The following is a 26,322-nucleotide window of genomic DNA, read 5'->3' as shown; positions in this document are numbered from 1 at the left end:
GACAGGAACGAAAGATGACGCAATTTGCTTATGTTTTTCCTGGACAGGGATCGCAGACCGTCGGCATGTTAGCCGACCTGGCTGCTGAAAACCCGCAGGTTGAAGCCACTTTTGGTGAAGCTTCCGCCGCGCTGGGTTATGACTTGTGGCAGCTGGTCCAGCAGGGGCCAGCTGAAGAATTGAATAAAACCTGGCAGACGCAGCCAGCGTTGCTGGCCGCTTCTGTGGCTATTTATCGCGTATTGCAAAGCAAAAATGCGGTAAAACCCACGCTGATGGCAGGTCATAGCCTGGGTGAATACTCAGCGCTGGTTTGTGCCGGCGTGTTGAATTTCGCTGATGCTATCAAGCTGGTTGAGCTGCGCGGGAAATTGATGCAGGAAGCCGTACCGGAAGGTACCGGCGCGATGCAAGCCATTATTGGCCTGGACGATGCATCGATCCGTAAAGCCTGCGAAGAAAGTGCGCAAGGCCAGGTGGTTTCACCGGTTAACTTCAACTCGCCAGGCCAGGTGGTTATCGCCGGTAATAAAGAAGCGGTTGAACGTGCTGGCGCAGCGTGTAAGGCTGCAGGCGCCAAACGTGCGCTGCCGCTGCCGGTTAGCGTGCCGTCGCACTGCGCGCTAATGAAACCCGCTGCGGATAAACTGGCGGTTGCGTTAGAAGCTATCACTTTCAACGCGCCTAACGTACCGGTTGTGAACAATGTTGACGTGAAATGTGAAACCGATGGCGCCGCAATTCGTAGCGCGCTGGTCCGTCAGCTCTACAGCCCAGTGCGCTGGACCGAATCGGTCGAGTTTATTGCTGCGCAGGGCGTTGAGCAGCTGCTCGAGGTTGGCCCAGGCAAAGTGCTGACCGGCTTGACCAAACGTATTGTGGATAGCCTGAGCGCTGCTGCAGTGAACGATCCTGCTTCACTGAGCGCAGCCCTTTCACAGGAATAAGAGGAAAAACATGAGCTTTGAAGGTAAAGTAGCGCTGGTTACCGGTGCAAGCCGTGGTATCGGTCGCGCCATTGCGGAAACGCTGGCTGCGCGCGGTGCTAAAGTGGTGGGAACCGCCACCAGTGCAAGCGGTGCGGAAGCAATCAGTGCTTACCTCGGCGACAAGGGCAAAGGCCTGCTGCTGAACGTAACCGATGCGGCCTCAATTGAGAGCGTGCTCGAACAAGTTCGTGCTGAATTTGGCGAAGTGGACATTTTAGTCAATAATGCAGGCATTACGCGTGACAATCTGTTGATGCGCATGAAAGACGATGAGTGGGCGGATATCCTTGATACCAACCTGACATCGGTGTTCCGCCTTTCTAAGGCGGTTATGCGTGCCATGATGAAAAAACGCGTGGGCCGTATCATTACCATCGGTTCTGTAGTTGGAACCATGGGTAACGCGGGTCAGGCAAACTATGCGGCAGCAAAAGCAGGTTTGATTGGCTTTAGCAAATCACTGGCGCGAGAAATTGCGTCACGTGGCATTACTGTAAACGTCGTGGCTCCGGGCTTTATCGAGACGGACATGACGCGTGCACTGAACGATGATCAACGTTCGGGTATTTTGGCAGAAGTTCCAGCAGGCCGTTTAGGCGACCCGCAGGAGATTGCCAATGCTGTTGCATTCTTAGCCTCTGACGAAGCAGCCTACATCACGGGTGAGACGCTTCATGTCAATGGCGGTATGTACATGGTCTGATAATCACGAAATGATTTGCTTTATCTGCGGTAAACACCGCAGAATAACGCAAAATCGTGGTTAGACCAGCCGGGATTTTGTTGCATCTTTTTCAACATTTTATACACTACGAAAACCATCGCGAAAGCGAGTTTTGATAGGAAATTAAATAGTATGAGCGATATCGAACAACGCGTTAAGAAAATCGTAGCTGAGCAGCTGGGTGTTAAAGAAGACGAAGTGATCAACTCTGCTTCTTTCGTAGAAGACCTGGGTGCAGATTCTCTTGACACCGTTGAGCTGGTAATGGCTCTGGAAGAAGAGTTTGATACTGAAATTCCAGACGAAGAAGCTGAGAAAATCACTACCGTTCAGGCAGCGATCGACTACATCAATAGCCATAAAGGCTAATGAATATCTTCAGGCGGTCATCTCGACCGCCTGAGTTTTATGTTTGCCCCACATAGCGTTATTTTTTCCCTCCCTGGAGGACGTGCGTGTCTAAGCGTCGTGTAGTTGTGACTGGTCTTGGCATGTTGTCTCCTGTCGGCAATACCGTAGAGTCTACCTGGAGTGCTCTCCTTGCCGGTCAGAGCGGCATTAGCCTGATCGACCATTTTGATACTAGTGCCTATGCAACACGTTTTGCAGGCTTAGTAAGAGATTTCAATTGCGATGATTTCATCTCGCGCAAAGATCAGCGCAAGATGGATGACTTCATCCAATACGGCATCGTTGCGGGTATTCAGGCTATGGCAGACTCAGGTCTGGTCGTAACCGATGAGAATGCTGGTCGCATTGGTGCGGCAATCGGTTCTGGCATTGGCGGACTGGGTTTGATCGAAGATAACCACAGCTCGCTGGTCAAAGGTGGACCGCGCAAAATCAGCCCCTTCTTCGTGCCTTCTACCATTGTAAATATGGTGGCCGGTCATCTCACCATCATGTATGGCCTAAAAGGTCCTAGCATCTCAATCGCGACTGCGTGTACGTCTGGTGTGCATAACATTGGTCACGCTGCACGTATCATCGCGTATAACGATGCTGATGTGATGCTGGCAGGTGGTGCGGAGAAAGCCAGTACGCCATTGGGTGTGGGTGGTTTTGGTGCTGCACGTGCGCTCTCCACGCGTAACGACAATCCGCAGGCGGCGAGCCGTCCGTGGGATAAAGATCGTGACGGTTTCGTGTTGGGTGATGGTGCAGGCATTGTCGTACTGGAAGAGTACGAACACGCTAAGAAACGCGGCGCGAAAATTTATGCTGAAATCATTGGTTTTGGTATGAGCAGCGATGCTTACCACATGACGTCACCGCCAGAAGATGGTTCAGGTGCAGCAGCAGCGATGGTTAACGCACTGCGTGATGCACAGCTGAACGCTGAGCAGATCGGTTATGTCAACGCGCATGGCACCTCGACGCCAGCCGGTGATAAAGCGGAAGCTCAAGCGGTGAAATCGGTGTTTGGTGCTGCGGCTCATAGCGTGATGGTGAGCTCAACCAAATCGATGACGGGCCATCTGCTGGGTGCAGCAGGCGCGGTAGAAGCGATTTATTCGATTCTGGCGCTGCGCGATCAGGCGGTTCCACCAACGATTAACCTCGACAATCCTGACGAAGGTTGTGACCTGGACTTTGTGCCACACACGGCGCGCCAGGTCAGCGGATTGGAGTATACCTTGTGTAACTCCTTCGGATTTGGCGGCACTAACGGCTCGCTGATCTTCCGCAAAGTTTAATCGCTACTTAGCTGAACAGAGGCCCGCAATGCGGGCCTTTTTTATATTTTGACACGCAGTAGCGTGGAATTTTACGTGCTGCAGTGGTATTGAAAACAGGCACAACGCTCAGGGTAATCAACATGTGGATAAACGGGGTAAAGCAGACCGAACTTTCAGCACGCGATCGCGCTGTGCAATTTGGTGATGGCTGTTTTACTACCGCGGCGGTGGTTAATGGCCAGGTTGTCATGCTTGCTGCCCATCTGCAACGCCTTAAAGATGGCTGTGAACGGTTATTGATGCGCATTCCGGACTTGCAGCAGCTGGCTAAAGAAATGCAGCAGGCTGCTCATGGGCAAGCGCAGGCGGTGCTAAAGGTGATTTTGACGCCAGGCGCAGGTGGCCGCGGTTACAGCCGTACCGGCTGCACCATGCCTACCCGCATCCTTTCGCTTTCTCCCTGGCCACATCATTATGCCGCGCTGCAACAGCAGGGTGTCGTGCTGAATACCAGCCCTGTTCGCCTGGCGCGAAATCCGCTGCTGGCCGGCGTTAAGCATCTCAATCGCCTGGAGCAGGTGCTCATTCGCCACCATCTTGATCAGACGGGCGGAGACGAGGCACTGGTGCTTGACACTAACGGGACGGTGGTGGAATGCTGTGCGGCCAATTTATTCTGGCGCAAAGGCAATACCCTTTATACGCCGCGCCTGGAGCAAGCCGGTGTAGATGGCATTATGCGCCGTTATCTGCTGGCAGAAATGGCGGCATCTGGCCAGACTTGTCAGCTGATAGATAGCCACAGGGAGGAGGTTTTGAATGCCGATGAAGTGGTGATCTGCAATGCCCTGATGCCGGTTTTACCCGTGCGACAAATTGACGATGTTTCGTTCACCGCACGTTCGCTGTACCAGCAACTGCGCGCCAGTTGCCCGACGATGGAAGTATCATGACTCGAATGAAAAAGATTCTCGCAGGTGTAGTGGCATTAGCGGGGCTCGCCGCCGCCTTTAGCTATTGGCAGGTTCAACGCTTAGCTGATGCACCACTCACTTTGCAACAGGAAACCATTTACACATTGCCGGCCGGTAGTGGCCGCGTGGTATTGGAAGCCCAGCTCGAAAGCCAGCACATTATTCCCACCAGTATCTGGTTTGGTCCGCTATTAAAACTGGAGCCAGAACTGGCAAAGTTTAAAGCAGGCACCTATCGGCTGGAAAAAGGCATGACGGTACGACAACTGCTGCAACTGCTGGCCAGCGGTAAAGAAGCTCAGTTTCCGGTACGCTTTGTTGAAGGTTCAAGGCTGAAGGAGTGGCTGGCTGAGTTGCGCAAGTCGCCTTACCTCAAACACACGCTCACCGACGATGAGTTTGCCACCGTTGCCACGGCGCTCAAACTTGAGCCCAGCCAACTCGAGGGCAGTTTCTATCCCGATACCTATCTTTATACGGCAAATACCAGCGATGTGGCGCTGCTGGAGCGGGCTCATGCACGCATGAATAAGCTGGTTGATGAGATCTGGCAGGGCCGCATGGATAACCTGCCTTATAAAAAAGAGCAGGATCTGGTGACCATGGCGTCAATCATTGAGAAAGAAACCGGCGTCAGCGAAGAGCGCGCACGCGTGGCATCAGTATTTATCAATCGCCTGCGTACGGGCATGAAACTGCAGACCGATCCTACGGTGATTTACGGCATGGGTGATAGCTATACCGGCTCGTTAACGCGTAAAGATCTCGAAACCCCAACCGACTACAATACCTACACCATTAGCGGTATGCCTCCGGGTCCGATTGCCATGCCGAGCCGTGCTTCGCTTGAGGCGGCAGCACATCCAGAGAAGACCAATTACCTCTATTTTGTCGCAGATGGTAAAGGCGGGCACACTTTTACGACTAATTTGGCCAGTCACAACAAAGCGGTGCAGGTTTATCGGCTGGCAATGAAGGAAAAAAATGAAAAGTAAGTTTATCGTCATTGAAGGCCTTGAAGGCGCAGGTAAAACCACTGCGCGTAATGCGGTAGTTGCTGCGCTGCATGAACATGGCATCAATGATGTCGTCTTTACCCGTGAGCCAGGTGGAACGCCGCTGGCGGAACAGCTGCGTGTACTGGTTAAGCAGGGTATTGATGGTGAACAGGTCACCGATAAAGCCGAACTGCTGATGCTTTATGCGGCACGCGTGCAGCTGGTGGAGAACGTGATTAAACCAGCATTGGCACGCGGTGCATGGGTGATTGGCGACCGCCACGATCTCTCTTCTCAAGCGTATCAGGGCGGCGGACGTGGTGTAGATGCAAAATTAATGACCACGCTACGCGATGCGGTACTCGGTGATTTCCGGCCCGATCTCACGCTTTACCTCGATGTCACGCCAGAAGTGGGTTTGCAGCGCGCCCGAGCTCGCGGCGAGTTAGATCGTATTGAGCAAGAGTCGTTACGCTTCTTTGAGCGTACGCGTGAATGCTATCTGGCATTAGCCGCGCAGGATCCTTCTATCCTCACTATTGATGCGACGCAAAATATTGATGAGGTGACATTGTCACTTAAAACGGCGCTGCGTCGCTGGCTGGCAGGTCAATCAGCATGAACTGGTATCCCTGGTTGAATCAACCTTACCGACAGATTATCGCTCGCCATCAGAGTGGTCAGGCACATCATGCGCTGCTGGTGCAAGCTATCGAGGGAATGGGCGATGATGCGCTGGTTTGGGGCGTCAGTCGCTGGTTGATGTGTCTGCAGCCTGAAGGGCTAAAAAGCTGCGGGCATTGTCACGGCTGCCAGCTGATGCAGGCGCATACCCACCCTGATTGGTATCGGCTCGAAGCCGAAAAGGGCAAATCGTCGCTAGGCATCGATGCGGTGCGAGATGTAACCGAAAAGCTGTATCACTTTGCCCAGCAGGGCGGTGCGAAAATCGTCTGGCTGCCTGATGCTTCACAGCTCACTGAAGCCGCAGCCAATGCGTTACTGAAAACGCTGGAAGAGCCGCCGGCGAACTGTTGGTTCTTCCTCAGCGTGCGTGAGCCTTCACGCTTGCTGGCTACGCTCCGCAGCCGCTGCATGACATGGCATCTTTCACCACCGGAAGAAGCGCATAGTCTGCAGTGGCTGCAGAAACAGCAGCCGCAACCGGAAGCCACGCTACGTGCGGCACTGCGCTTGAGTAATGGCGCACCGGCGGCCGCACTGGCGCTGTTACAACCTGAACGCTGGCAGGCGCGTGAAAAATTGTGCGAAATGCTGATCCGCGCGCTCAATAATGATGTGCTGCAGCTGCTGCCGGCGCTCAATGCAGAGGATGTGGCTGAGCGACTAAGCTGGCTGATTTCTCTGCTGGTTGATGCAATGAAAGTGCAGCAGGGGGCAAGTCAGTGGCTCAGCAACGGCGATCGCCCGGATGTGGTTGCACAACTGGCGCAAAGACTGAACAGCGGCGCGTTAAATAGCAGCGCACAGCAATGGATGCAGTGTCGGGATCAACTGCTGCATGTGGCAGCCCTTAATCGTGAATTAATTTTGACTGACCGTTTGCTTGCCTGGGAGCGTTTACTCGCACCCGCCGTGGTCGGCTAAGAGAGAAAGAGAGAAGTATGTTTATTGTGGATTCACACTGCCATCTTGATGGCCTTGATTATGAAAAGCATCATCGCGATCTCGATGATGTTATTGCCAAAGCGGCGGCGCGTGATGTGAAGTTTATGCTGGCAATCGCGACGACGCTGCCGGATTACTACAAAATCAAACAGCTGGTTGGCGATCGTGAAAACGTAGCGTTAGCCTGCGGCGTGCATCCGTTGAATCAGGAAACACCCTATGATGTTGAGGAGTTTCGCCGGCTGGCGGCTGAAGAGCGCGTGGTCGCACTCGGCGAAACCGGGCTGGATTATTTCTATCAACAAGAGACCAAAGCGCAGCAGCAAGCATCGTTTCGTGAGCATATCCGCACGGGCATTGCGCTGAATAAACCGATCATTGTTCATACCCGCGACGCACGTGAAGATACGCTGGCGATTTTGCGTGAAGAAAACGTAGAGAAATGTGGCGGTGTGCTGCACTGCTTCACTGAAGATAAAGAAACTGCGGCGAAGCTGCTGGATCTGGGCTTTTATATCTCTTTCTCAGGCATTCTCACTTTTCGCAATGCCGAACAAATTCGCGAAGCGGCGCGCTATGTACCGCTGGATCGTATGCTGGTGGAAACCGATTCTCCCTATCTGGCACCCGTGCCACACCGTGGTAAAGAGAATCAACCGGCATTTACCCGCGATGTGGCAGACTACATGGCGGTATTAAAAGGCGTCGATATTGAGACGCTGGCCGCTGTGACGACGGAAAATTTCTCCCGCCTGTTCCATATCCCAATGAGTCGTCTCAGTAGCTAACGACTTTATTTCAAATACTGTAATTAATCAGAAAACCATCGGCTGCACTGCATCTTAACGGGTGCAGACAGCGTTTTATTGCTGTTTTTTAAGCCGGATCTGTAAGAAACAACTGAAAAGACGCGGCCACTCTTAGCGAAATGTGATGGCCGTCAATTTAACAATTAGCGATTTATTTTACTCTTCGTAATAAATCAAAAGACGCTCAGCGTCACCCGGCGAAGGATCCTCCCCCTAAGCCATGCGCACTGCGCAAAAAAATTGCACTCATACTCAGGAGTTTCTATGTTCAAGAACGCATTTGCGAACCTGCAGAAAGTAGGTAAATCGCTGATGTTGCCGGTATCGGTTCTGCCGATTGCCGGTATTTTGTTAGGTGTTGGTTCTGCCAACTTTAGCTGGCTACCTGCCGTGGTTTCGCATGTGATGGCGGAAGCGGGCGGTTCGGTATTTGCTAATATGCCACTGATCTTCGCGATCGGTGTGGCTCTTGGCTTTACCAATAATGACGGTGTTTCAGCACTGGCTGCGGTAGTGGCTTACGGCATCATGGTGAAAACCATGGCGGTAGTGGCACCGTTAGTGCTGCATTTACCGGCTGCGGAAATCGAAGCCAAGCATCTGGCGGATACCGGTGTGCTAGGCGGGATCATCGCGGGCTCAATTGCTGCCTATATGTTCAATCGTTTCTACCGCATCAAGCTGCCTGAGTATCTTGGCTTTTTTGCGGGCAAGCGCTTTGTCCCGATTATCTCCGGTCTGACGGCGATTTTCACCGGTGTGGTGCTGTCATTCATCTGGCCGCCAATCGGTACTGCTATTCAAGACTTCTCCCAGTGGGCTGCCTATCAAAACCCGGTAGTGGCCTTTGGCCTTTACGGCCTGATTGAGCGTTCGCTGGTACCATTTGGTCTGCACCACATCTGGAACGTACCTTTCCAGATGCAAATTGGTGAATTCACCAATGCAGCCGGTCAGGTGTTCCACGGTGATATTCCGCGCTATATGGCGGGCGACCCAACGGCAGGTAAACTGTCAGGTGGTTTCCTGTTCAAAATGTATGGTCTGCCAGCGGCAGCGATTGCGATTTGGCATTCAGCTAAACCAGAAAACCGCGCCAAAGTGGGCGGCATCATGATCTCAGCGGCGCTGACCTCGTTCCTGACCGGTATTACCGAGCCGATCGAATTTTCCTTCATGTTCGTCGCGCCGATTCTGTATGTGATCCATGCGATTCTGGCTGGCCTGGCATTCCCAATCTGTATCCTGCTGGGCATGCGTGATGGCACCAGCTTCTCACACGGTTTGATCGACTTTATCGTTCTGAGCGGCAACAGTAGCAAAATCTGGTTGTTCCCGATTGTCGGTATTATCTACGGCCTGATTTACTACAGCGTATTCCGTTTCCTGATTGTAAAACTGAACCTGAAAACACCGGGTCGTGAGGACACAGCAATGGAGCAGAGCAGCGCAACCGGTAGCGAAATGGCGGGCAAGCTGGTTACCGCGTTTGGTGGTAAAGAGAACATCACTAATCTGGATGCCTGTATTACCCGTCTGCGTGTGAGCGTGGCGGATGTGGGCAAAGTGGATCAGGCTGAACTGAAAAGCCTCGGCGCACGAGGTGTGGTGGTAGCAGGTTCAGGTGTTCAGGCAATTTTCGGTACTAAGTCCGATAACCTGAAAACTGAAATGGATGACTATATCCGCAGTATGTAACCTAAGTTGGCAGGCAGAGCCGGTGCGATGAAGCGGCGTCAGATCGTAAAGACGCCATAAACCATCCCTGGGGCTCGCCCCAAGCCATCCATGGCTTGGGATGCTTTACTCCTCTGCCGCCGCTTCAACGCACTTTACTTTCGGTGCCTAAAAATGCCCTCTAGTGAGGGCATTTTTTATTACAGGTAGACCCGCAAATATTCCGTCAAACACAGCAGCGCCATTGCCTGACCGTATGGCATTGAAGTGAGTGGTATCTGGCGGTAATACTCCAGATCGCTGCCCATCGCCGTGCCGAACGACACCTGTTTTAACTCCCCATCCTGATCAATATTGCCAATAACGCCGCACAACGCTTTCTCCGCCAGCGGTAAATACTCCGGCGAGAGATAACGTTTACGCACAGCTTTGAGAATGCCATAGGCGAAACCGGCGGAGGCGGAGGCTTCCGGATAGCTATTGGGATCGTCGAGCAAGGTATGCCACAGGCCGCTGCTGTGTTGACAGGCACTTAATGCCTTGACCTGGCTCTCCAGCACCTGTTGCAGGAAGCGGCGTGTGGCGTGCTGTTGCGGCCAGTTCATCATCTCGAGGAAGTCCGGAATGACGATGGTGACCCAGCTGTTACCGCGCGCCCAACGCGCGTTGGCAAAATTATGTCGCCCCTCAAACGTCCAGCCGTGGAACCACAGGCCGGTTTGGCGATCCATCAAATATTGGCTATGAACCAGGAACTGATAGCTGGCTTCTTCCACAAACTCTGGGCGATCGAGCAGCTGACCAATTTTCGCCAGCGCCATCACGCTCATCATCAGCGTATCGTCCCATAGCTGCTGGGTATTCTCGTTGTTATAGACGATGTGCTGTAACCCGCCTTGTTCAGTACGCGGCACCTCATACATCACCCATTCAGCCCAGCGCTCAAGCACCGGGCGCCAGGCCGCATTGCGTGTTTCTTCGTAGCGATAGGCGAGCGTCAGGAACGGACAAACGGTATTGACGTTCTTCGTCGGCGTGCCTTCCGCGAGCCGCGTAGTGAACCAATCATCAATGATGTTTAACGTCGCCCGATCGCCGGTCTGCTGATAATAGTGCAGCATGCCGTACAGACCGATGCCGTGCGTCCACTCCCAACCGGCCCAACCTTTGGTATCGATCACGCGCCCATCGTCGAGGCGCAGCAAAAATTCCCCGCTGTGATCGGTAATGTTCACCAGATTCTGCGTGAGTTGTTGAATCAACTGCACCAGTTCGGTTCGAGGTAGGAGATATTCAGGCTGACGCAGCAGCACGCTGTGCTTTACAGGAAATACAGTCATGGTTCATTCCTATCATTAATCAGGGTGGTCGGTAGAGTAGGTAAAGATCGCGGTTGGCTCGGCAGCGGTGGGGCTGCGGGTTTATGACGATTGAGATAACCGACGTTGTTATTGCCCCACAGATTTTCATACGGCATGCCCGCCAGCATTTCGACGACGCCACGTGCCTGTGGCGTTATGCGTTCAGGCACCACGCGTCCGGCTGCACGCATCTTCAGCGTCTCTTCACGTAACACGGTGTGAGTGTGCAGGTTGAGCTTGAAACGCAGTGAGATAATGAAGCCGCAGGCCAGCACGCAAAGGGTGCCAACGCTGAGAATCGCCAAAATGGTATGGCCGACGGCAGGCACCTGGGTGGCCTGGCCGGAGGAGAAACCGGCCAGCTGCAACACGATGCCGACAAACATCACCGCGCCAGCCTGCGACGCTTTGCGCGTCAATGTCATGATGCCGGCAAAAATGCCTTCGCGACGCTGGCCGGTAATCACTTCATCGACGTCAGCAATATAGGTATAGGTATTCCAGGGTACATAGTTGATGCCGCCGCGTCCCAGACCCGCCAGGCCGGAAATCAGTACCAGCAGCGCGAAGTTGTCGTTCATGCCGGTGTACCACAATCCGGCATAGGAGAGGGCGCTGAGGCCAAACAGCACCACCACCATGCGATAGGCTGGCGCGGGACCAAGCCGAATACAGAGTGGAATCATCGCCATCACCGCAATAAACTGCATCACTGCCATGGTGCCCATCAGGTTTGAGGCAATTTGCGCACTTTGCATCAGCACAAACACCACATACCAGGTGAATACCGCGTTAAACACGTCCTGCGCGATGTAACCACCGAGATACATGCCGAGATGTTGGCGAAAAATACGAATACGCAGCGTAGAAGCCAGCTCGGTGTAAAGACGTTTTAGGCTTTGCATCAACGTTAGCCGTGATTTCTCCTGTTCCGCCCGGCGTGATTCTGCTGAGAAATCATCAGGATCGCGTTCCCAGGTAAACACCCATACCAGCGTCAGCACTAGCGCACAAATCACCGAGAACACCAGGCTGGCGTAGAAGAAGGAGATCGGATTCTCTTTGCCAAACCAGCCAATTAGCACGCCCGGCAAGAAAGCTGCCAGGATCGCCGAAAGCTGTGCCAGACCAATGCGTGCGCCGGAGAAACGGGTTTTCTGCTTAAAGTCATCGGTCATTTCCGGCACCAGCGTTTCGTATGGCACCAGAATCATGGTGTAGACCATATCGAACAGCAGATAAGTCAGCAGATACCACCAGAAGCTCATATCGCTGACCCACATCAGGCTATAGCTAAACACGCACGGGATACCGAGCAGGATAAAGAATTTGCGACGACCAAAGCGTTTGCCAAGCCAGGTCGATCCAAAGTTATCGGTCAAAAATCCCATCAGCGGGCTAACCACCGCATCCAGCACGCGGGCGGCAGCGAAAATAAACGTCGCCTGAATCGGCGATAGCCCACAAAAGGTGGTGTAGAAGTAGAGCAGCCAGGCGGCAGTTAGCGCCGTGGTGCCCGCCCCGAGGAAGTCCCCGGAACCATAGGCCAGATAGTGACCCAGGCCAATCTTACGAGAGCGCATGGCAGGTTCTCCTTGAAATAGGCGGTAAACACGTCCCTCATCACTCCGTACAGCGTGATCGGATTGGATTGAAAATAGAGCGACTTAAACCGGCAAACCTTCGCGATTTCGCAAGGTATTGCGCGGTGGTGGCAAAATCACAAAGAAAATGGCGAGATATCTCTAATTTATAAAACAGCGTTTCATTTTTGTAGTTAATGAAGTGTTAGAAATGCGAGTTGCAGCACAAGGCATGGCGAAGTGAAAAAGCGGTGTAAAGGCAGCCATTTAATGCAAGAAATGTGGTCCTGAGGTTGAAAGAAATGGAATTCCTCACGCATACTGCCTGACTGAACTCAGGCTTAAGGAAATGCACCATGGCTGAAGAAACCATTTTCAGTAAAATCATCCGTCGCGAAATTCCCGCTGACGTGGTTTATCAGGACGAACTGGTCACCGCCTTCCGCGATATCGCGCCCAAAGCGCCCACCCATATTCTGATCATCCCCAACGTACTGATCCCTACCGCCAACGATGTGCAGGCCGCTCATGAACAGGCGCTGGGCCGCATGATCACCGTAGCCGCGAAGATCGCGCGTGATGAAGGCATTGCCGAAGATGGCTATCGCCTGATCATGAACTGCAATAGTCATGGCGGGCAGGAGGTTTATCATATCCATATGCACCTGGTCGGCGGTCAGCCGCTGGGCCCGATGTTGGCTAGCTAACTCAGGCGGACCCGGTTATGCGTCAATGGCTGAGTGGCTTACTGTTGCTAACTCTTGCAGCTTGCAGCAGTGATAAGCCGATGATTAATACTTCGCAGTCGCTGGTTATGGAATCGGCGGTGCTGTCAGCAGGCATCATTACTGACTCCCCTAAGCTGACAGAGCAGGATGGCCAGCAGCGTGCCTTGAGCGTGCTGCAAAACCTGCGTGAAACGCCGGTAAAAGTGCACTATCGTTTCTATTGGTATGACGACAAAGGATTGGAAATCACGCCAGAAGAGCCGGCTCAGACACTTATTGTACCGGCGCATGGTAGCGTGGAAGTGGCCTCACAAATGGGCAATCCGACCGCCAGCAAGGTGCGTCTCTATCTTTATCTTTAAGGAGTAAGCTGTGATTCGCAGTGTAAAACGTTCGGGCGCATTGCTATTTGCGCTAATGCTTACCGGTTGCGTGGTGCAACAACAGACTCCGGCACCGGTTGAACCGACACAGCCGACCACACCCACTCAGCCGGTAGAACCGCCAACGCAGCCGGTGCCGCCGCCGCAAACCGTGCCGCAGCCGCCGAAGCTAAAAACCATTAACTGGGATGCCAGCGTACAGCCGCTGGTTGGCAACATGGTGCAATCATCAGGGGTGAACCCTGGCAGCGTGCTGCTGGTGGATCGCATCAAGAACAGTACCAATGGTTCGCTACAAACGGATAAAGCCACCGATGCCATTCAGAATGCGCTGGCTAACAACGGTAAATTCACGCTGATCACGCCGGAGCAGCTGGCGCAGGCCAAACAGACGCTGGGTTTATCGGCGGATGACAGCCTTAACTCGCGCAGTAAAGCGATTGGTCTGGCACGCAACGTGAATGCGCAGTATGTGTTGTACAGCAATGCGCAAGGCGATGTGAAAGCACCTACCCTGCAAATGCAGCTGATGCTGGTGCAAACCGGCGAAATTATCTGGTCAGGAAACGGCGTTGCTCAACCCTGATCCTCAGCTGCAAAAAATGATTCAGCAACAATGGCCGACGGCGCAAGCTGCCGGTCATTTTTTCGCGCTGCCGGGGCTCAGTGGGCAAAGCATGCACGTGCAAACCCAGCAGGGCGATGTGCTGGCGCGTCGTGCGCCGCCGCAGCCGATTCCGTTTGTTGACCGCCAGCGCGAATATCGCGTGCTGCGGCAACTGCGGCACGCGCAGCTGGGACCGCAGCCGCTTGCGTGGCGCGCTCCGTGGCTGCTGCAAAGCTGGTTGCCGGGAGAAGTGCTGACATCTTCACAATTCAATCAGCAGCGTGCAGCCGTGCTAGCGCTGCTGCATCGTTTGCATCAACAGCCGCTCACCGGCTATCGTTTGCGCCTGACACCGCTGCTGCAGCGTTACTGGCAGCTTTGCCAGCAGCGGCACTGGCGCTGGCAGCGGCGTCTGCAACGTTTGTTACAGCAGGGCGAGCCGCAGCCGTTGCGGCTGGCGCCGCTGCATATGGATGTACATGCCGGTAATCTTGTCGCTACACCTGATGGCTTACGTTTGATCGACTGGGAATATGCCGCTGACGGCGACGTGGCGCTGGAACTGGCAGCGGTATGTGCGGTAGATGGAGACACGCGATCGGCCTGGGTGAGCGGTTACGCCGAGCGCGCCCATCTTGATGAACAAACGCTGGCCCGACAGATGCAGCGCTGGCAGCCATGGCTGCAGCTGCTCATGGCGAGTTGGTATCAGCTGCGAGCCGAGCAGAGTCACGACGACACCTTACAACAGCTGGCGCAGGCCAGCTGGCACGACCTTTAACCTGGGATTTTAATCATGACCATAAACACGCCTGGACCGCTGATGCTCGACGTTGAGAGCTATGAGCTTGATGCCGAGGAACGTGAGATTCTGCAGCATCCGCTGGTAGGCGGGCTAATCCTGTTTGCCCGTAACTTCCACGATGTTGACCAACTGGCAGAGCTGGTGCGGCAGATTCGCGCCGCTTCGCGTAATCGTTTGGTGGTGGCCGTGGATCAGGAAGGCGGCCGCGTGCAGCGTTTCCGCGACGGCTTTACTCAGTTACCGGCGATGCAATCTTTCGCTGCGCTGAACGATCTCCATAGCGCAGGTGAACTGGCACAACAGGCAGGCTGGCAAATGTCGGCGGAGATGATCGCCATGGACATTGACATCAGCTTCGCGCCGGTGCTGGATATTGGTCACATCAGCGCGGCAATTGGCGATCGTTCATTCCATGAAGATCCTACTATCGCGCTGCAGGTGGCGCGTCGCTTTATCAACGGCATGCATGAAGCCGGCATGAAAACCACCGGCAAACACTTCCCCGGTCACGGCGCGGTCAGCGCCGACTCGCACAAAGAGACGCCGCGCGATAACCGCGATGCCGCCACGCTGCGTCAGCATGATATGGCCATCTTTAAGCAGTTGATTGACGAGCAGCTCCTCGATGCGGTGATGCCGGCGCACGTTATCTATACTGAGGTGGATCCGCTTCCTGCCAGCGGTTCGCCATACTGGTTGAAAAGCGTGCTGCGTAAAGAACTCAGCTTCAACGGCGTGATTTTCTCCGACGATTTGTCAATGGAAGGCGCCGCCGTCATGGGCAGCTACGCCGAGCGCGCGCAGCAGTCGCTGAATGCCGGTTGCGATATGATCCTGGTGTGCAATCAGCGCGCGGGCGCGGTAAGCGTGCTGGATAACTTGACGCCGATCGGGGCAGAGCGGGTAGCGCAGTTGTACCATCAGGGTCGTTTTACCCGTCAAAGCCTTTTGGCAAGCGAGCGCTGGCGGCAAAATCAGCGTCAGCTGAGCGCGTTGCAAGAGCGCTGGCTGGCGCACAAAGCTTCGGGCAGATAAGCGCCGCTGCCCGGATTTCATTCCACGCTGAGGATTATCATGATCATCTATCTGCACGGTTTTGATTCCAACAGTCCGGGCAACCATGAAAAGGTGCTGCAGCTGCAGTTTATTGACCCGGACGTCAGATTAGTCAGCTATAGCACCCGCCATCCCAAACACGACATGCAGTTTCTGTTGAAAGAGTGCGACAAGCTGTTGCAGCAGGGCGACGATGCGCATCCGCTGATTTGCGGAGTGGGCCTGGGTGGCTACTGGGCCGAACGCATTGGTTTTCTTTGCGGCATGCGGCAGGCGATTTTTAATCCCAATCTGTTTCCTTTCGAAAACATGGAGGGAAAAATCGACCGCCCGGAAGAGTATCTCGATATTGCCACCAAATGCGTCAGCGATTTTCGTGAAAAGAACCGTGAAAAGTGCCTGACTATCTTGTCGCGCCATGATGAAGCGTTGGACAATCAGCGCAGTGCGGCGCACTTGCAGCCGTTCTATGAAATTATCTGGGATGACGAAGCCAGCCATAAATTCAAAAATATTGCGCCGCATTTACAACGGATTAAAGCCTTCAAACTCCTCGCCTGAACCCCTGTGCGCCGTGTGATGCGGCGCAAAGAATGTGTAACATTCTGATAATGCAGTTGAAAGATTGATCCACATCAATTTTCTTATGTTATGTCTTCGACGCCGTGATATTCTGCCCCTAGCTCGCGATTTAACTTCGCCAACCCTATGTTTATTAAGGTTTTTATTAACCATTAATTAACTATTGGTTTACAACTTTGAGGGGGTCTTTGTTGACTATATCTATGGAAAAAATCGTTATCATCGGCGGTGGTGCTGGCGGCTTAGAGCTGGCAACGCAGCTCGGCCACAAGCTAGGACGTAACAAGAAAGCCGAGATTATTTTGGTCGATCGTAACCACAGTCATCTGTGGAAGCCGCTGCTGCATGAAGTGGCGACCGGTTCGATGGATGAAGGCATTGATGCGCTGAGCTATCTGGCGCACGCGCGCAATCACGGCTTCCAGTTCCAGCTGGGATCGCTGACGCAAATCAATCGTGAAAACAAAACCCTTGAGCTGGCCGAGATTCGTGATGCGGAAGGCGCACTGTTAGTGCCGCAGCGTGAGCTGGCCTACGATCGCCTGGTTATCGCACTGGGCAGCACCTCAAATGACTTCGGCACGCCGGGCGTAAAAGATCACTGCATCTTCCTTGATAACCCGCATCAGGCGCGTCGTTTCCATAACGAAATGCTCAATTTATTCCTGCGCTTTTCAGCTAGCGAAGGTAGCCTGGAAAAAGTGAACATCGCCATTGTCGGCGGCGGCGCTACCGGCGTGGAACTCTCTGCTGAACTGTATAATGCGGTGAAACAGCTGCACAGCTACGGCTATAAAGGCCTGGACAGCTCTTCGCTGAATGTCACACTGGTGGAAGCCGGTGAACGTATTCTGCCGGCGCTGCCACCGCGTATTTCTGCCGCGGCGCATCAGGAGCTGACTAAACTCGGCGTGCGCGTATTGACGCAAACCATGGTCACCAGCGCAACGGAAAAAGGGTTGAACACGAAAGGTGGCGAATTCATTGATGCCGATCTGATGGTGTGGGCGGCTGGTATTAAAGCCCCCGATTTCCTGAAGGAGATTGGCGGGCTGGAAACCAACCGCATCAATCAGCTGGTGGTGAAAGAGACGCTGCAAACCACGCTGGATGATGACATTTACGCCATCGGTGATTGTGCGTCCTGTGCGCTGCCGGGAGGCGGGTTTGTGCCGCCGCGCGCGCAGTCAGCGCACCAGATGGCTTCCCGCGCGCTGGAGAATATCCTCGCGCAGCGTAAAGGCAAGCCGCTGAAAGCCTATGTTTATAAAGATCATGGTTCGCTGGTATCCCTGTCGCGCTTCAGCACGGTGGGCAGTTTGATGGGCAACCTGATGCGCGGTTCGATGATGGTGGAAGGGCGCATTGCGCGTTTTGTCTACATTTCTCTGTATCGTATGCACCAGATTGCGCTCCACGGATATTTCAAAACCGGCTTGATGATGCTGGTGGGCAGCCTGAACCGTGTCCTGCGTCCGCGCCTCAAGCTGCACTGATGATTTCGGGCGGCGCAACGCCGCCTGAAGCGCCTTGCCCCGCCGTGACCCGCTGAAAAGGTGCTTTCAGCTTAAGGTTACGGCGTTATTTCATCCGCTCTCAGAACTCTCCTAAAAGCTGGCCCTGATGGGTTTCCGCTGCGTTTCCTCCATTAATCTGATGTTGCAATTACGGGCCATCTGTAAAACTTATTACCAACAACACGGCGCGGCGCGCACGCCGGTTTTGCCTCGGCTACTCAGGATTTCGTAGCGGCGGGAATGCGCGGTAACAATCTTCAGGAGGACATTCCTGTGAATAAATCAATGTTAGCGGGTATCGGTATCGGCGTAGCAGCAGCGTTAGGTGTTGCCGCAGTCGCCAGCATGGATGTCTTCGACCGTGGTCCGCAATACGCACAAGTTTTGTCGGCGACGCCGATTAAAGAGAGCATCAAGCAGCCGCGACAAGAGTGCCGCAACGTGACGCTCACGCATCGTCGAGCCGTGCAGGATGAGAACCGCATTGCAGGTTCGGTACTGGGTGCGGTCGCAGGCGGCGTGTTAGGCCATCAGTTTGGTGGTGGACGCGGTCGTGATGTGGCGACGGTAGCGGGTGCGCTGGCCGGTGGTTACGGCGGTAATCAGGTGCAAGGTGCGTTGCAGGATCGCGATACCTACACCACCAACGAGCAGCGTTGCAAAACGGTATACGATAAACAGGAAAAAATGCTGGGTTATGACGTGACCTATAAAATAGGCGACCAGCAGGGCAAAATCCGCATGGAAAATGACCCTGGCACCCGCATTCCGCTCGACCGTAACGGTCAGCTGATCCTGAATTCGAATCAGGCCTAATTGGGCAAAGATACATCACAGCAGCGGTAATAATAAAAGCGCCGAAAGGCGCTTTTATTATTGGATCTATTGCGGATTGCCGGGGGGCGCCATAAATGGCGCCCCTACGACATCAAACCCGGTTTTTAGCCAGCTCGCTGACAAAACCTTGCACCCACTCCATGCGGATTTTACGGTCGGCCATATCGCGGGTGAACTTCAACCGCGTTGGACCATCCAGCTTCCACTGCTTTGGATCCTTCTGCAGAAGCCCAATCAGCCAGCCTGGATCGACGTGGTTCTGCGGCGCGAATTCAAAGAAACCGCCTTTTTCGCTGGCTTCAATTTTACGAATACCTAATTCACGGGCCACCAGTCGCAGACCGGCAATGTCCAGCAAATTACGCGCCGCATCCGGCAGCTTGCCGAAGCGATCAATCATCTCGACTTTAAGTTCCGCCAGATCCTGCTCATCCGCCGCACTGGCCACGCGTTTATACAGTGACAAACGGGTGTTCACATCGGGGATAAAATCATCCGGCAGCAGGGCGGGCATGCGCAGTTCGATTTCGGTTTGATTGCTGGTGAGATCTTCCAGCGATGGCTCGCGACCCGCTTTCAATGCATCCACCGCGTTCTCCAGCAGCTCCATATACAGCGTGAAGCCGATGGTTTCCATCTGTCCGCTCTGATCTTCGCCGAGCAGTTCACCGGCACCGCGAATCTCCAGATCGTGTGTCGCCAGCGCGAAACCGGCGCCGAGATCTTCCAGCGAAGCGATGGCCTCAAGGCGTTTCTGCGCATCGGTGGTCATCGCTTTCGGATGCGGCGTCAGCAGCCACGCATACGCCTGATGATGCGATCGGCCAACGCGGCCACGCAGCTGATGCAGCTGCGCCAATCCAAAGTGGTCGGCGCGCTCGATGATGATGGTGTTGGCGCTTGGCACGTCGATGCCGGTTTCGATGATGGTGGTACACACCAGTACGTTAAAGCGCTGATGGTGGAAATCGTTCATCACCCGCTCCAGATCGCGCTCGCGCATCTGACCGTGGCCAATGGCGATACGCGCTTCCGGCACCAGCTCTGCCAGCCGCTGTGCTGCCTTTTCAATGTTCTCCACGTCATTGTAGAGGTAGTAAACCTGGCCGCCGCGCAGCACTTCGCGCAGGATCGCCTCGCGCACTACCAGGCTGTCATACTCGCGTACAAAGGTTTTCACCGCCATACGTCGTGCCGGCGGCGTGGCAATAATCGACAGATCGCGCATGCCGCTCATCGCCATGTTCAACGTTCGCGGAATCGGCGTGGCGGTGAGCGTCAGGATATCCACGTCGGCGCGCATCGCCTTAATACGCTCTTTATGACGCACGCCAAAGCGGTGCTCTTCATCAACGATCAGCAGGCCGAGATCGTGCCATTTCAGATCGTTCGACAACAGTTTATGGGTACCAATCAGAATATCGATTTTGCCTTCACGCGCCTGTTCCAGCACCTGACTTTGCTCTTTCGCGGTGCGGAAGCGCGACAGCATCTCAATGCGCACCGGCCAGTTGGCGAAACGATCGCGGAAGTTATCGTAGTGCTGCTGCGCCAGCAGCGTGGTCGGCACCAGCACGGCAACCTGTTTGGCATTTTCGACCGCGAGGAACGCGGCGCGCATCGCCACTTCGGTTTTACCAAAGCCCACGTCGCCGCACACCAGACGATCCATGGCCAGCGGCTGGCACATGTCGCTCAATACGGCATTGATCGCCTGGCCCTGATCCGGCGTGGTTTCAAACGGGAAGCCTTCGCAGAACAGCTGATATTGATCGCGATCGTGCTGAAAGGCGAAGCCGGTTTTGGCAGCGCGCTGAGCGTAGATATCCAGCAACTCTGCCGCCACGTCGCGCACTTTTTCCGCGGCTTTCTGTCGCGCACGTGACCAGGCATCGCTGCCCAGCTTATGCAGTGGCGCATTCTCATCCGCGCCACCGGCATAGCGGCTAATTAAGTGTAGCGACGAAACCGGCACGTACAGTTTGGCGTCGCCGGCATAGGAGAGCATCAGGTATTCCGCCACGATGCCGCCGGCTTCCAGCGTGGTGAGGCCGATATAGCGCCCAACGCCGTGCTCCAGATGCACAACCGGCTGGCCGGGATGCAGCTCGGCGAGGTTGCGGATCAATACGTCTGGATTGATGGTGCGGCGATTATCCTGGCGGCGGCGACTGACGCGCTCGCCGAGCAGATCGCTTTCGCAGATCAACGCGAGCTGGCGTTGGGTATCAATAAAGCCGCGCTCGCTGGCGCCGATCATCAGGCTGAGCGGCTGATCGACGGCTTGATCGAAGTGATCGATGGCGCGTGGACGCAGTTTGATACGCGTCAGCAGCTCTTGCAGACTTTCGCGGCGGCCTTCACTCTCCACCGAGAAAATCACCTGGCCGCTGAACTGCTCCAGGAACTGACGCAGGAGATCGAGCGGTGCTTTGGCCTGCGCCTGCACGGTTAATTCCGGCAGCGGCTGATAACCAAGGTTGGTATTTGCGGCTTTCTCCGGCAGCGTCTCGCTGCTGAGCTGCATGCGCGGCCAGGCTTTCAGTTCACTGAGCAGCGCATCGGGGCGCAGCCACAGCGTCACCGGCTCCAGCAGCGGGCGCATCGGATCGATGCGGCGATTCTCGAAGCGCGCGTTGGCATCAAGCCAGAAGCGCTCGGCGCTCGCCAGTAAATCGCCGCTGTTGAGCAGCAGCGTATTGCCTGGCAAATAGCTGAACAGCGTCGGCAATTCCTGCTCGAAGAACAGCGGCTGCCAGTATTCAATACCGGCAGGCAGCGTGCCTTTGCTCACCTGCTGATAGACGTGTTCCGGTTCGCGGCGCACGTCAAAGGTTTCGCGCCAGCGGCTGCGGAACAGCTCGATGGCGGCTTTATCCGTCGGGAACTCATGCGCCGGTAGCAGGTTGATGGCGTTGACCGCTTCCAGCGTGCGCTGGGTATCAACATCAAACAGGCGCAGGCTATCGATTTCGTCATCAAAGAAGTCGATGCGGTAAGGCTGATCGCTGCCCATTGGGAACAGATCGAGCAACGCGCCGCGCGTGGCATATTCGCCATGCTCCATCACCTGATCGACATGGCGATAGCCTGCCTGCTCCAGCTGATCGCGCAGCGCATCGCGCGACAGCTTCTGCCCTTGCTGCATCACCAGCGCATGACCGTGCAGGAAGCTGTGTGGACAGACGCGCTGCATCAGCGTGTTGACCGGCATAATCAGCATGCCGCGCGTTAAGTTCGGCAGCTGATACAGCGTGGAGAGGCGAGCGGAGATAATGTCCTGATGCGGCGAGAAGCTGTCATAGGGCAGCGTTTCCCAGTCAGCGAGATGAGTAACCGGCAGATCGGTAAACTGACGAATCTCCTCCTGTAAACGCAGGGCAGATTGCATATCTGGGGTAATCATCAACACCGGACCGTTATGGCGTTCGGTGATGCTGGCACACTCAAGCGCCTGTGCGGCACCGACTAATTGGCCGAGCTGGCGATGGTCACCGGCTTTGACTGGCAGGGTATAACGACTCTGTTCCGACATGGGGTCTCGACATTCTCTCCTTGGATTACAGGGCGTCATCATTCCATAATCCGCCCTGCGGATCATCTGTCGTTTCTGAGTTTCTGCGTGGCCGCCATAAATGACGACCCTACAAAAACGCGGAGGGTCGCCATTCATGGTGAAATAACGTAGGGTCGCCATTCATGGCGACCACAAATCACTTACTCGATTGCTGTGTGTAGTGCATCCGGGGTCGATCGACATTGGCCCATGACAGCTCTTTTTCCAGATGATAGCTGTGGTTGCCGTCATCCCATTTCACGTAATAGCCAGTGGGTGAATCGCCCTGTTCAAAAACGTTCACAATCTCCCCTCTGATCTCGCCCGATTTATGTTTAACGATGCTGCCTTTAGGAAATTTCAACATAGTCTGTACTCCCGCGCTGTGCGCTTACATCGGTACAATCGGTGCTTAATCTACTGCTTCATCACTAAGTCTACGCCAGCCCATGGGCAATAAATGTACAAATAACATCATTAATTTGTCGCAATTTTATGCATAGCCCCTGCTGGGACGGTTTTTGACACAACTTTGCCGGATACTCAGAGGGTTAGAGGTTTCATAAAACAGACGCCTCCTTTATCATCCCACTACTTATTTTCAGGCAACTGCCAAGACGGATCTCATGTATCAACCAGTCGCGTTATTCATCGGTTTACGCTACATGCGTGGACGTGCCTCAGACCGCTTTGGTCGCTTCGTCTCCTGGCTCTCTACCATTGGTATTACGCTCGGCGTGCTAGCGTTGGTTACCGTACTATCGGTGATGAACGGTTTTGAGCGCGAGCTGGAAGGCAACATTCTTGGCCTGATGCCGCAGGCGCTGGTCACCAGCGAGAAAGGCAGTATCAACCCGCAACAGCTAACGGCACAGGATCTCAAGCTGCAAGGCGTAACGCGCCTGGCGCCGCTCACGACGGCGGATGTGGTATTGCAGAGCGCACGTAACGTCTCGGTGGGCGTGATGCTGGGTATCAATCCTGATGAACAGGATCCGTTGACGCCGTTCCTCGTCAACACTCAGCAAAGCGTGCTGCAACCCGGACAGTATAACGTCATCCTCGGTGAACAGCTGGCAGCGCAGCTTGGCGTGAAGCGTGGCGACCAGCTGCGTTTGATGGTGCCTTCCGTCAGCCAGTTTACGCCAGTCGGTCGCTTGCCGAGCCAGCGTATTTTCACCGTAGCGGGCACCTACGCGGCGAACAGCGAAGTCGACGGCTATCAGATATTGGTCAATCAGCAGGATGCATCACGCATAATGCGCTATCCGCTTGGCAACGTCACCGGCTGGCGTTTGTGGCTGGATAAGCCGCTGAACGTCGATGCGCTAAGCCAGCAAAAGCTGCCAGAAAGTCTGACGTGGAAAGACTGGCGCGAGCGCAAAGGCGATCTATTCCAGGCGGTGCGCATGGAGAAAAACATGATGGGGCTGCTGCTGAGCCTGATCATCGCGGTGGCGGCTTTTAACATCATTACGTCGCTGGGCCTGCTGATTATGGAGAAGCAGGGCGAAGTGGCGATTTTACAAACGTTGGGCTTAACTCGCCGTCAGATTGTGGCGGTATTTATGGTGCAGGGCGCCAGCGCCGGAATTATCGGCGCGCTGCTCGGCACTGGGCTCGGCGTGCTGCTGGCCAGCCAGCTGAATAATTTGATGCCGGTGATCGGCCTGTTCCTGGATGGCGCGGCGCTGCCGGTCGACATCAACGTGTTGCAGGTGATCACCATTGCGCTGGTTTCCATGGCCGTTGCGCTGCTTTCTACCCTTTATCCGTCGTGGCGCGCTGCCGCCGTTCAACCCGCTGAGGCTTTACGTTATGAGTAATACTCCTTTGTTGCAGTGTCGTGACCTGTGCAAACGCTATCAGGAAGGCAGCGTGCAGACCGATGTGCTGCGCAATGTGGCTTTCAGCCTGCAGCCGGGTGAACTGACGGCGATTGTCGGCAGCTCAGGTTCGGGTAAAAGTACCTTGCTGCACCTGTTGGGCGGCCTGGATGCACCCACCTCGGGCGATGTGATTTTCGATGGTAAATCGCTGAATGCGATGTCATCCGCTGCCAAAGCAGAGCTGCGCAACCGCGAGCTGGGCTTTATCTATCAGTTCCACCACTTGCTGCCGGACTTTAGCGCACTGGAGAACGTGGCGATGCCGCTGCTGATTGGCAAAATCGGCAAGGCAGAAGCAGAATCCCGCGCGCGTGAAATGCTGGCGGCGGTAGGGCTGGATAAACGTGCCGCACATCGGCCTTCTGAGCTATCGGGCGGTGAACGTCAGCGCGTGGCGATTGCCCGCGCGCTGGTGAACCGTCCGCGTTTGGTGATGGCTGATGAACCCACCGGTAACCTTGATGCACGCAACGCCGACGCTATCTTTGAACTGCTGGGGGAGTTGAACGTGAAGCAGGGCACCGCCTTCCTGGTGGTGACGCACGATCTGCAGCTGGCGAAACGCCTGAGCCGCCAAATGGAGATGCGCGACGGCGAGCTGAGCGACCAACTGACGCTGGGAGTGATCTGATGGGTTCATCCTTATCCCTGCTGCTCGGGCTGCGTTTTAGCCGCGGTCGGCGGCGTGGTGGCATGGTCTCGCTGATCTCCATCATCTCTACCATCGGCATTGCGCTGGGCGTGGCGGTGCTGATCATCGGCCTGAGCGCGATGAACGGTTTCGAGCGAGAGTTAAACAACCGCATTTTGGCGGTGGTGCCGCACGGTGAAATCGAACCGGTTAATCAGCCGTTCCGCAACTGGCAGCCGATGATTGCGCCCATTGAACAGGTCTCGGGCATTTCTGCTGCGGCGCCGTATATTAATTTTACCGGGCTGATTGAGAGCGGTGCGAAGCTGCAGGCGCTGCAGGTGAAAGGCGTCGATCCGCAGCAGGAGTCACGGCTGAGCGCCTTGCCGAGCTTCGTCGCCGGCGATGCGTGGTCACAGTTTGCGGCCGGTAAACAGCAAATCATTCTCGGTGGCGGTATTGCTAAATCGCTTAACGTCAAACAGGGCGATTGGATCACCATCATGATCCCCAATAACGATGGCGACAATAAGCTGCTGCAGCCGAAACGTATTCGCCTGCAGGTTAGCGGCGTGCTGCAGCTCAGCGGTATGCTGGATCACAGCCTGGCGCTGGTGCCGCTGGCCGATGCGCAGAAATATCTGGATATGGGCGACAGCGTCAGCGGTATCGCGCTGAAGATGAATGACCCGTTCCAGGCGCAAAAGCTGGTGCGCGACGCCGGTGAAGTGACGCATTCGTACGTCTATATCAAGAGCTGGATTGGGACTTACGGCTATATGTACCGTGACATCCAGATGATTCGCGCCATTATGTATTTAGCCATGGTGCTAGTGATTGGTGTGGCGTGCTTCAACATCGTCTCAACGCTGGTGATGGCGGTAAAAGATAAAAGCAGCGACATCGCCGTGCTGCGCACGCTGGGCGCTAAAGATGGCCTGATTCGCGCCATCTTTATCTGGTACGGTTTGCTGGCGGGTCTGCTTGGCAGCGTCAGCGGCGTAGTGGTTGGCGTGCTGGTGGCACTCAATCTCACACCGGTGATGCGCGCGTTTGAGCACATTACCGGGCATCAGCTGCTGGCGGGCGATATCTACTTTATCGATTTCCTGCCGTCCGAGCTGCACTGGATTGATGTGATTTCGGTATTGGGCACTGCGATTGTGCTGAGTTTGATTGCCAGCTGGTATCCGGCACGGCGCGCCAGCCGTATCGATCCGGCCCGCGTGCTCAGCGGCCAGTAACGTCATCGCGCAGCCGCTTTAGCGGCTGCGCACATTTTCAGCGTCTGCCGCATGCAGCCGTCAT

At 55.0% G+C, this 26,322-nt stretch carries 25 protein-coding genes; 21 read left to right on the top strand and 4 right to left on the bottom strand.

Translation table 11 applies throughout. The features are described from left to right. The first annotated feature begins 14 nt into the window (after window positions 1-14). The 10 genes from fabD to ptsG all read left to right on the top strand — a co-directional run bounded on the left by fabD (window position 15) and on the right by ptsG (window position 9,500). On the top strand, window positions 15-947 hold the full coding sequence (fabD, locus tag CRO19_RS01325; RefSeq protein WP_097094249.1) for an ACP S-malonyltransferase: 933 nt from the start codon (window positions 15-17) through the stop codon (window positions 945-947). A 10-nt stretch (window positions 948-957) separates the two neighbouring features. Further along, a complete protein-coding gene (gene fabG / locus CRO19_RS01320; RefSeq protein ID WP_097094248.1) occupies window positions 958-1,692 on the top strand; it encodes a 3-oxoacyl-ACP reductase FabG in 735 nt (244 codons plus the stop codon). Between the two features lie 153 nt (window positions 1,693-1,845). Next, window positions 1,846-2,082 (top strand): acyl carrier protein, encoded by a 237-nt coding sequence (gene acpP / locus CRO19_RS01315; protein WP_097094247.1) that lies wholly within the window; start codon window positions 1,846-1,848, stop codon window positions 2,080-2,082. Between the two features lie 86 nt (window positions 2,083-2,168). Beyond that, window positions 2,169-3,410 carry a beta-ketoacyl-ACP synthase II gene (fabF, locus tag CRO19_RS01310; RefSeq protein WP_097094246.1) on the top strand — a complete coding sequence of 414 codons (1,242 nt, stop codon included), beginning with the start codon at window positions 2,169-2,171 and terminating at the stop codon, window positions 3,408-3,410. A 122-nt stretch (window positions 3,411-3,532) separates the two neighbouring features. Further along, entirely contained in the window at window positions 3,533-4,345 is an 813-nt protein-coding gene (gene pabC, locus CRO19_RS01305) for an aminodeoxychorismate lyase (RefSeq protein ID WP_097094245.1), read from the top strand. Continuing rightward, window positions 4,342-5,361 carry an endolytic transglycosylase MltG gene (gene mltG / locus CRO19_RS01300; RefSeq protein WP_097094244.1) on the top strand — a complete coding sequence of 340 codons (1,020 nt, stop codon included), beginning with the start codon at window positions 4,342-4,344 and terminating at the stop codon, window positions 5,359-5,361. The genes pabC and mltG overlap by 4 nt, the downstream gene beginning before the upstream one ends. Next, entirely contained in the window at window positions 5,351-5,986 is a 636-nt protein-coding gene (gene tmk, locus CRO19_RS01295; RefSeq protein WP_097094243.1) for a dTMP kinase, read from the top strand. Before mltG ends, tmk begins: the two co-directional genes overlap by 11 nt. Beyond that, window positions 5,983-6,972: a DNA polymerase III subunit delta' gene (gene holB / locus CRO19_RS01290; RefSeq protein WP_097094242.1), complete on the top strand. Its 990-nt coding sequence runs from the start codon at window positions 5,983-5,985 to the stop codon at window positions 6,970-6,972. The genes tmk and holB overlap by 4 nt, the downstream gene beginning before the upstream one ends. A 17-nt stretch (window positions 6,973-6,989) precedes the next feature. Further along, on the top strand, window positions 6,990-7,781 hold the full coding sequence (locus CRO19_RS01285) for a metal-dependent hydrolase (RefSeq protein WP_097094241.1): 792 nt from the start codon (window positions 6,990-6,992) through the stop codon (window positions 7,779-7,781). Between the two features lie 285 nt (window positions 7,782-8,066). Next, a complete protein-coding gene (gene ptsG, locus CRO19_RS01280; RefSeq protein ID WP_097094240.1) occupies window positions 8,067-9,500 on the top strand; it encodes a PTS glucose transporter subunit IIBC in 1,434 nt (477 codons plus the stop codon). Window positions 9,501-9,679: 179 nt separating this feature from the next. Here ptsG and bglB read toward each other — a convergent pair whose 3' ends face one another. Next, window positions 9,680-10,819: a beta-galactosidase BglB gene (gene bglB, locus CRO19_RS01275; protein WP_097094239.1), complete on the bottom strand. Its 1,140-nt coding sequence runs from the start codon at window positions 10,817-10,819 to the stop codon at window positions 9,680-9,682. Then, a complete protein-coding gene (locus CRO19_RS01270) occupies window positions 10,816-12,423 on the bottom strand; it encodes an MFS transporter (protein WP_097094238.1) in 1,608 nt (535 codons plus the stop codon). Before CRO19_RS01270 ends, bglB begins: the two co-directional genes overlap by 4 nt. A 356-nt stretch (window positions 12,424-12,779) precedes the next feature. Here CRO19_RS01270 and hinT point away from each other — a divergent pair, with 356 nt between their 5' ends. The 8 genes from hinT (at window position 12,780) to CRO19_RS01230 (ending at window position 18,917) form a co-directional block, all read left to right on the top strand. After that, window positions 12,780-13,130, top strand: coding sequence for a purine nucleoside phosphoramidase (gene hinT / locus CRO19_RS01265; protein ID WP_097094237.1), 351 nt, complete (start codon window positions 12,780-12,782; stop codon window positions 13,128-13,130). 17 nt (window positions 13,131-13,147) lie between these two features. Next, window positions 13,148-13,513 carry a YcfL family putative periplasmic lipoprotein gene (locus CRO19_RS01260; RefSeq protein ID WP_097094236.1) on the top strand — a complete coding sequence of 122 codons (366 nt, stop codon included), beginning with the start codon at window positions 13,148-13,150 and terminating at the stop codon, window positions 13,511-13,513. 10 nt (window positions 13,514-13,523) lie between these two features. Beyond that, window positions 13,524-14,120 (top strand): penicillin-binding protein activator LpoB, encoded by a 597-nt coding sequence (lpoB, locus tag CRO19_RS01255; protein ID WP_097094235.1) that lies wholly within the window; start codon window positions 13,524-13,526, stop codon window positions 14,118-14,120. Between the two features lie 16 nt (window positions 14,121-14,136). Beyond that, a complete protein-coding gene (gene thiK, locus CRO19_RS01250) occupies window positions 14,137-14,922 on the top strand; it encodes a thiamine kinase (protein ID WP_370659780.1) in 786 nt (261 codons plus the stop codon). 15 nt (window positions 14,923-14,937) lie between these two features. Beyond that, window positions 14,938-15,981: a beta-N-acetylhexosaminidase gene (gene nagZ / locus CRO19_RS01245; RefSeq protein WP_097094233.1), complete on the top strand. Its 1,044-nt coding sequence runs from the start codon at window positions 14,938-14,940 to the stop codon at window positions 15,979-15,981. 39 nt (window positions 15,982-16,020) lie between these two features. Beyond that, window positions 16,021-16,563, top strand: a complete 543-nt coding sequence (gene ycfP / locus CRO19_RS01240; protein WP_097094232.1) for an alpha/beta hydrolase YcfP — start codon at window positions 16,021-16,023, stop codon at window positions 16,561-16,563. Between the two features lie 224 nt (window positions 16,564-16,787). After that, window positions 16,788-18,080, top strand: a complete 1,293-nt coding sequence (locus CRO19_RS01235; protein ID WP_370659779.1) for an NAD(P)/FAD-dependent oxidoreductase — start codon at window positions 16,788-16,790, stop codon at window positions 18,078-18,080. Window positions 18,081-18,374: 294 nt separating this feature from the next. After that, window positions 18,375-18,917, top strand: coding sequence for a glycine zipper 2TM domain-containing protein (locus CRO19_RS01230; protein ID WP_097097555.1), 543 nt, complete (start codon window positions 18,375-18,377; stop codon window positions 18,915-18,917). Window positions 18,918-19,029: 112 nt separating this feature from the next. Here CRO19_RS01230 and mfd read toward each other — a convergent pair whose 3' ends face one another. Both mfd and CRO19_RS01220 read right to left on the bottom strand, forming a co-directional pair. Continuing rightward, complete coding sequence (mfd, locus tag CRO19_RS01225) at window positions 19,030-22,473, bottom strand: transcription-repair coupling factor (protein WP_097094230.1); 3,444 nt, start codon at window positions 22,471-22,473, stop codon at window positions 19,030-19,032. A gap of 178 nt (window positions 22,474-22,651) precedes the next feature. Then, window positions 22,652-22,861 carry a hypothetical protein gene (locus CRO19_RS01220; protein ID WP_097094229.1) on the bottom strand — a complete coding sequence of 70 codons (210 nt, stop codon included), beginning with the start codon at window positions 22,859-22,861 and terminating at the stop codon, window positions 22,652-22,654. 259 nt (window positions 22,862-23,120) lie between these two features. Here CRO19_RS01220 and lolC point away from each other — a divergent pair, with 259 nt between their 5' ends. The 3 genes from lolC to lolE are packed head-to-tail and all read left to right on the top strand — an operon-like array spanning window position 23,121 to window position 26,258. Further along, a complete protein-coding gene (gene lolC / locus CRO19_RS01215; protein ID WP_097094228.1) occupies window positions 23,121-24,320 on the top strand; it encodes a lipoprotein-releasing ABC transporter permease subunit LolC in 1,200 nt (399 codons plus the stop codon). Next, on the top strand, window positions 24,313-25,014 hold the full coding sequence (gene lolD, locus CRO19_RS01210) for a lipoprotein-releasing ABC transporter ATP-binding protein LolD (RefSeq protein ID WP_007885730.1): 702 nt from the start codon (window positions 24,313-24,315) through the stop codon (window positions 25,012-25,014). Before lolC ends, lolD begins: the two co-directional genes overlap by 8 nt. Further along, complete coding sequence (lolE, locus tag CRO19_RS01205; RefSeq protein ID WP_097094227.1) at window positions 25,014-26,258, top strand: lipoprotein-releasing ABC transporter permease subunit LolE; 1,245 nt, start codon at window positions 25,014-25,016, stop codon at window positions 26,256-26,258. Before lolD ends, lolE begins: the two co-directional genes overlap by 1 nt. Window positions 26,259-26,322: the final 64 nt, after the last annotated feature.

Origin of the sequence: Candidatus Pantoea floridensis (assembly GCF_900215435.1) — a bacterium.
In the GTDB taxonomy this organism is placed as follows: domain Bacteria; phylum Pseudomonadota; class Gammaproteobacteria; order Enterobacterales; family Enterobacteriaceae; genus Pantoea; species Pantoea floridensis.
This window is presented reverse-complemented; position numbering and strand designations above follow the sequence as displayed.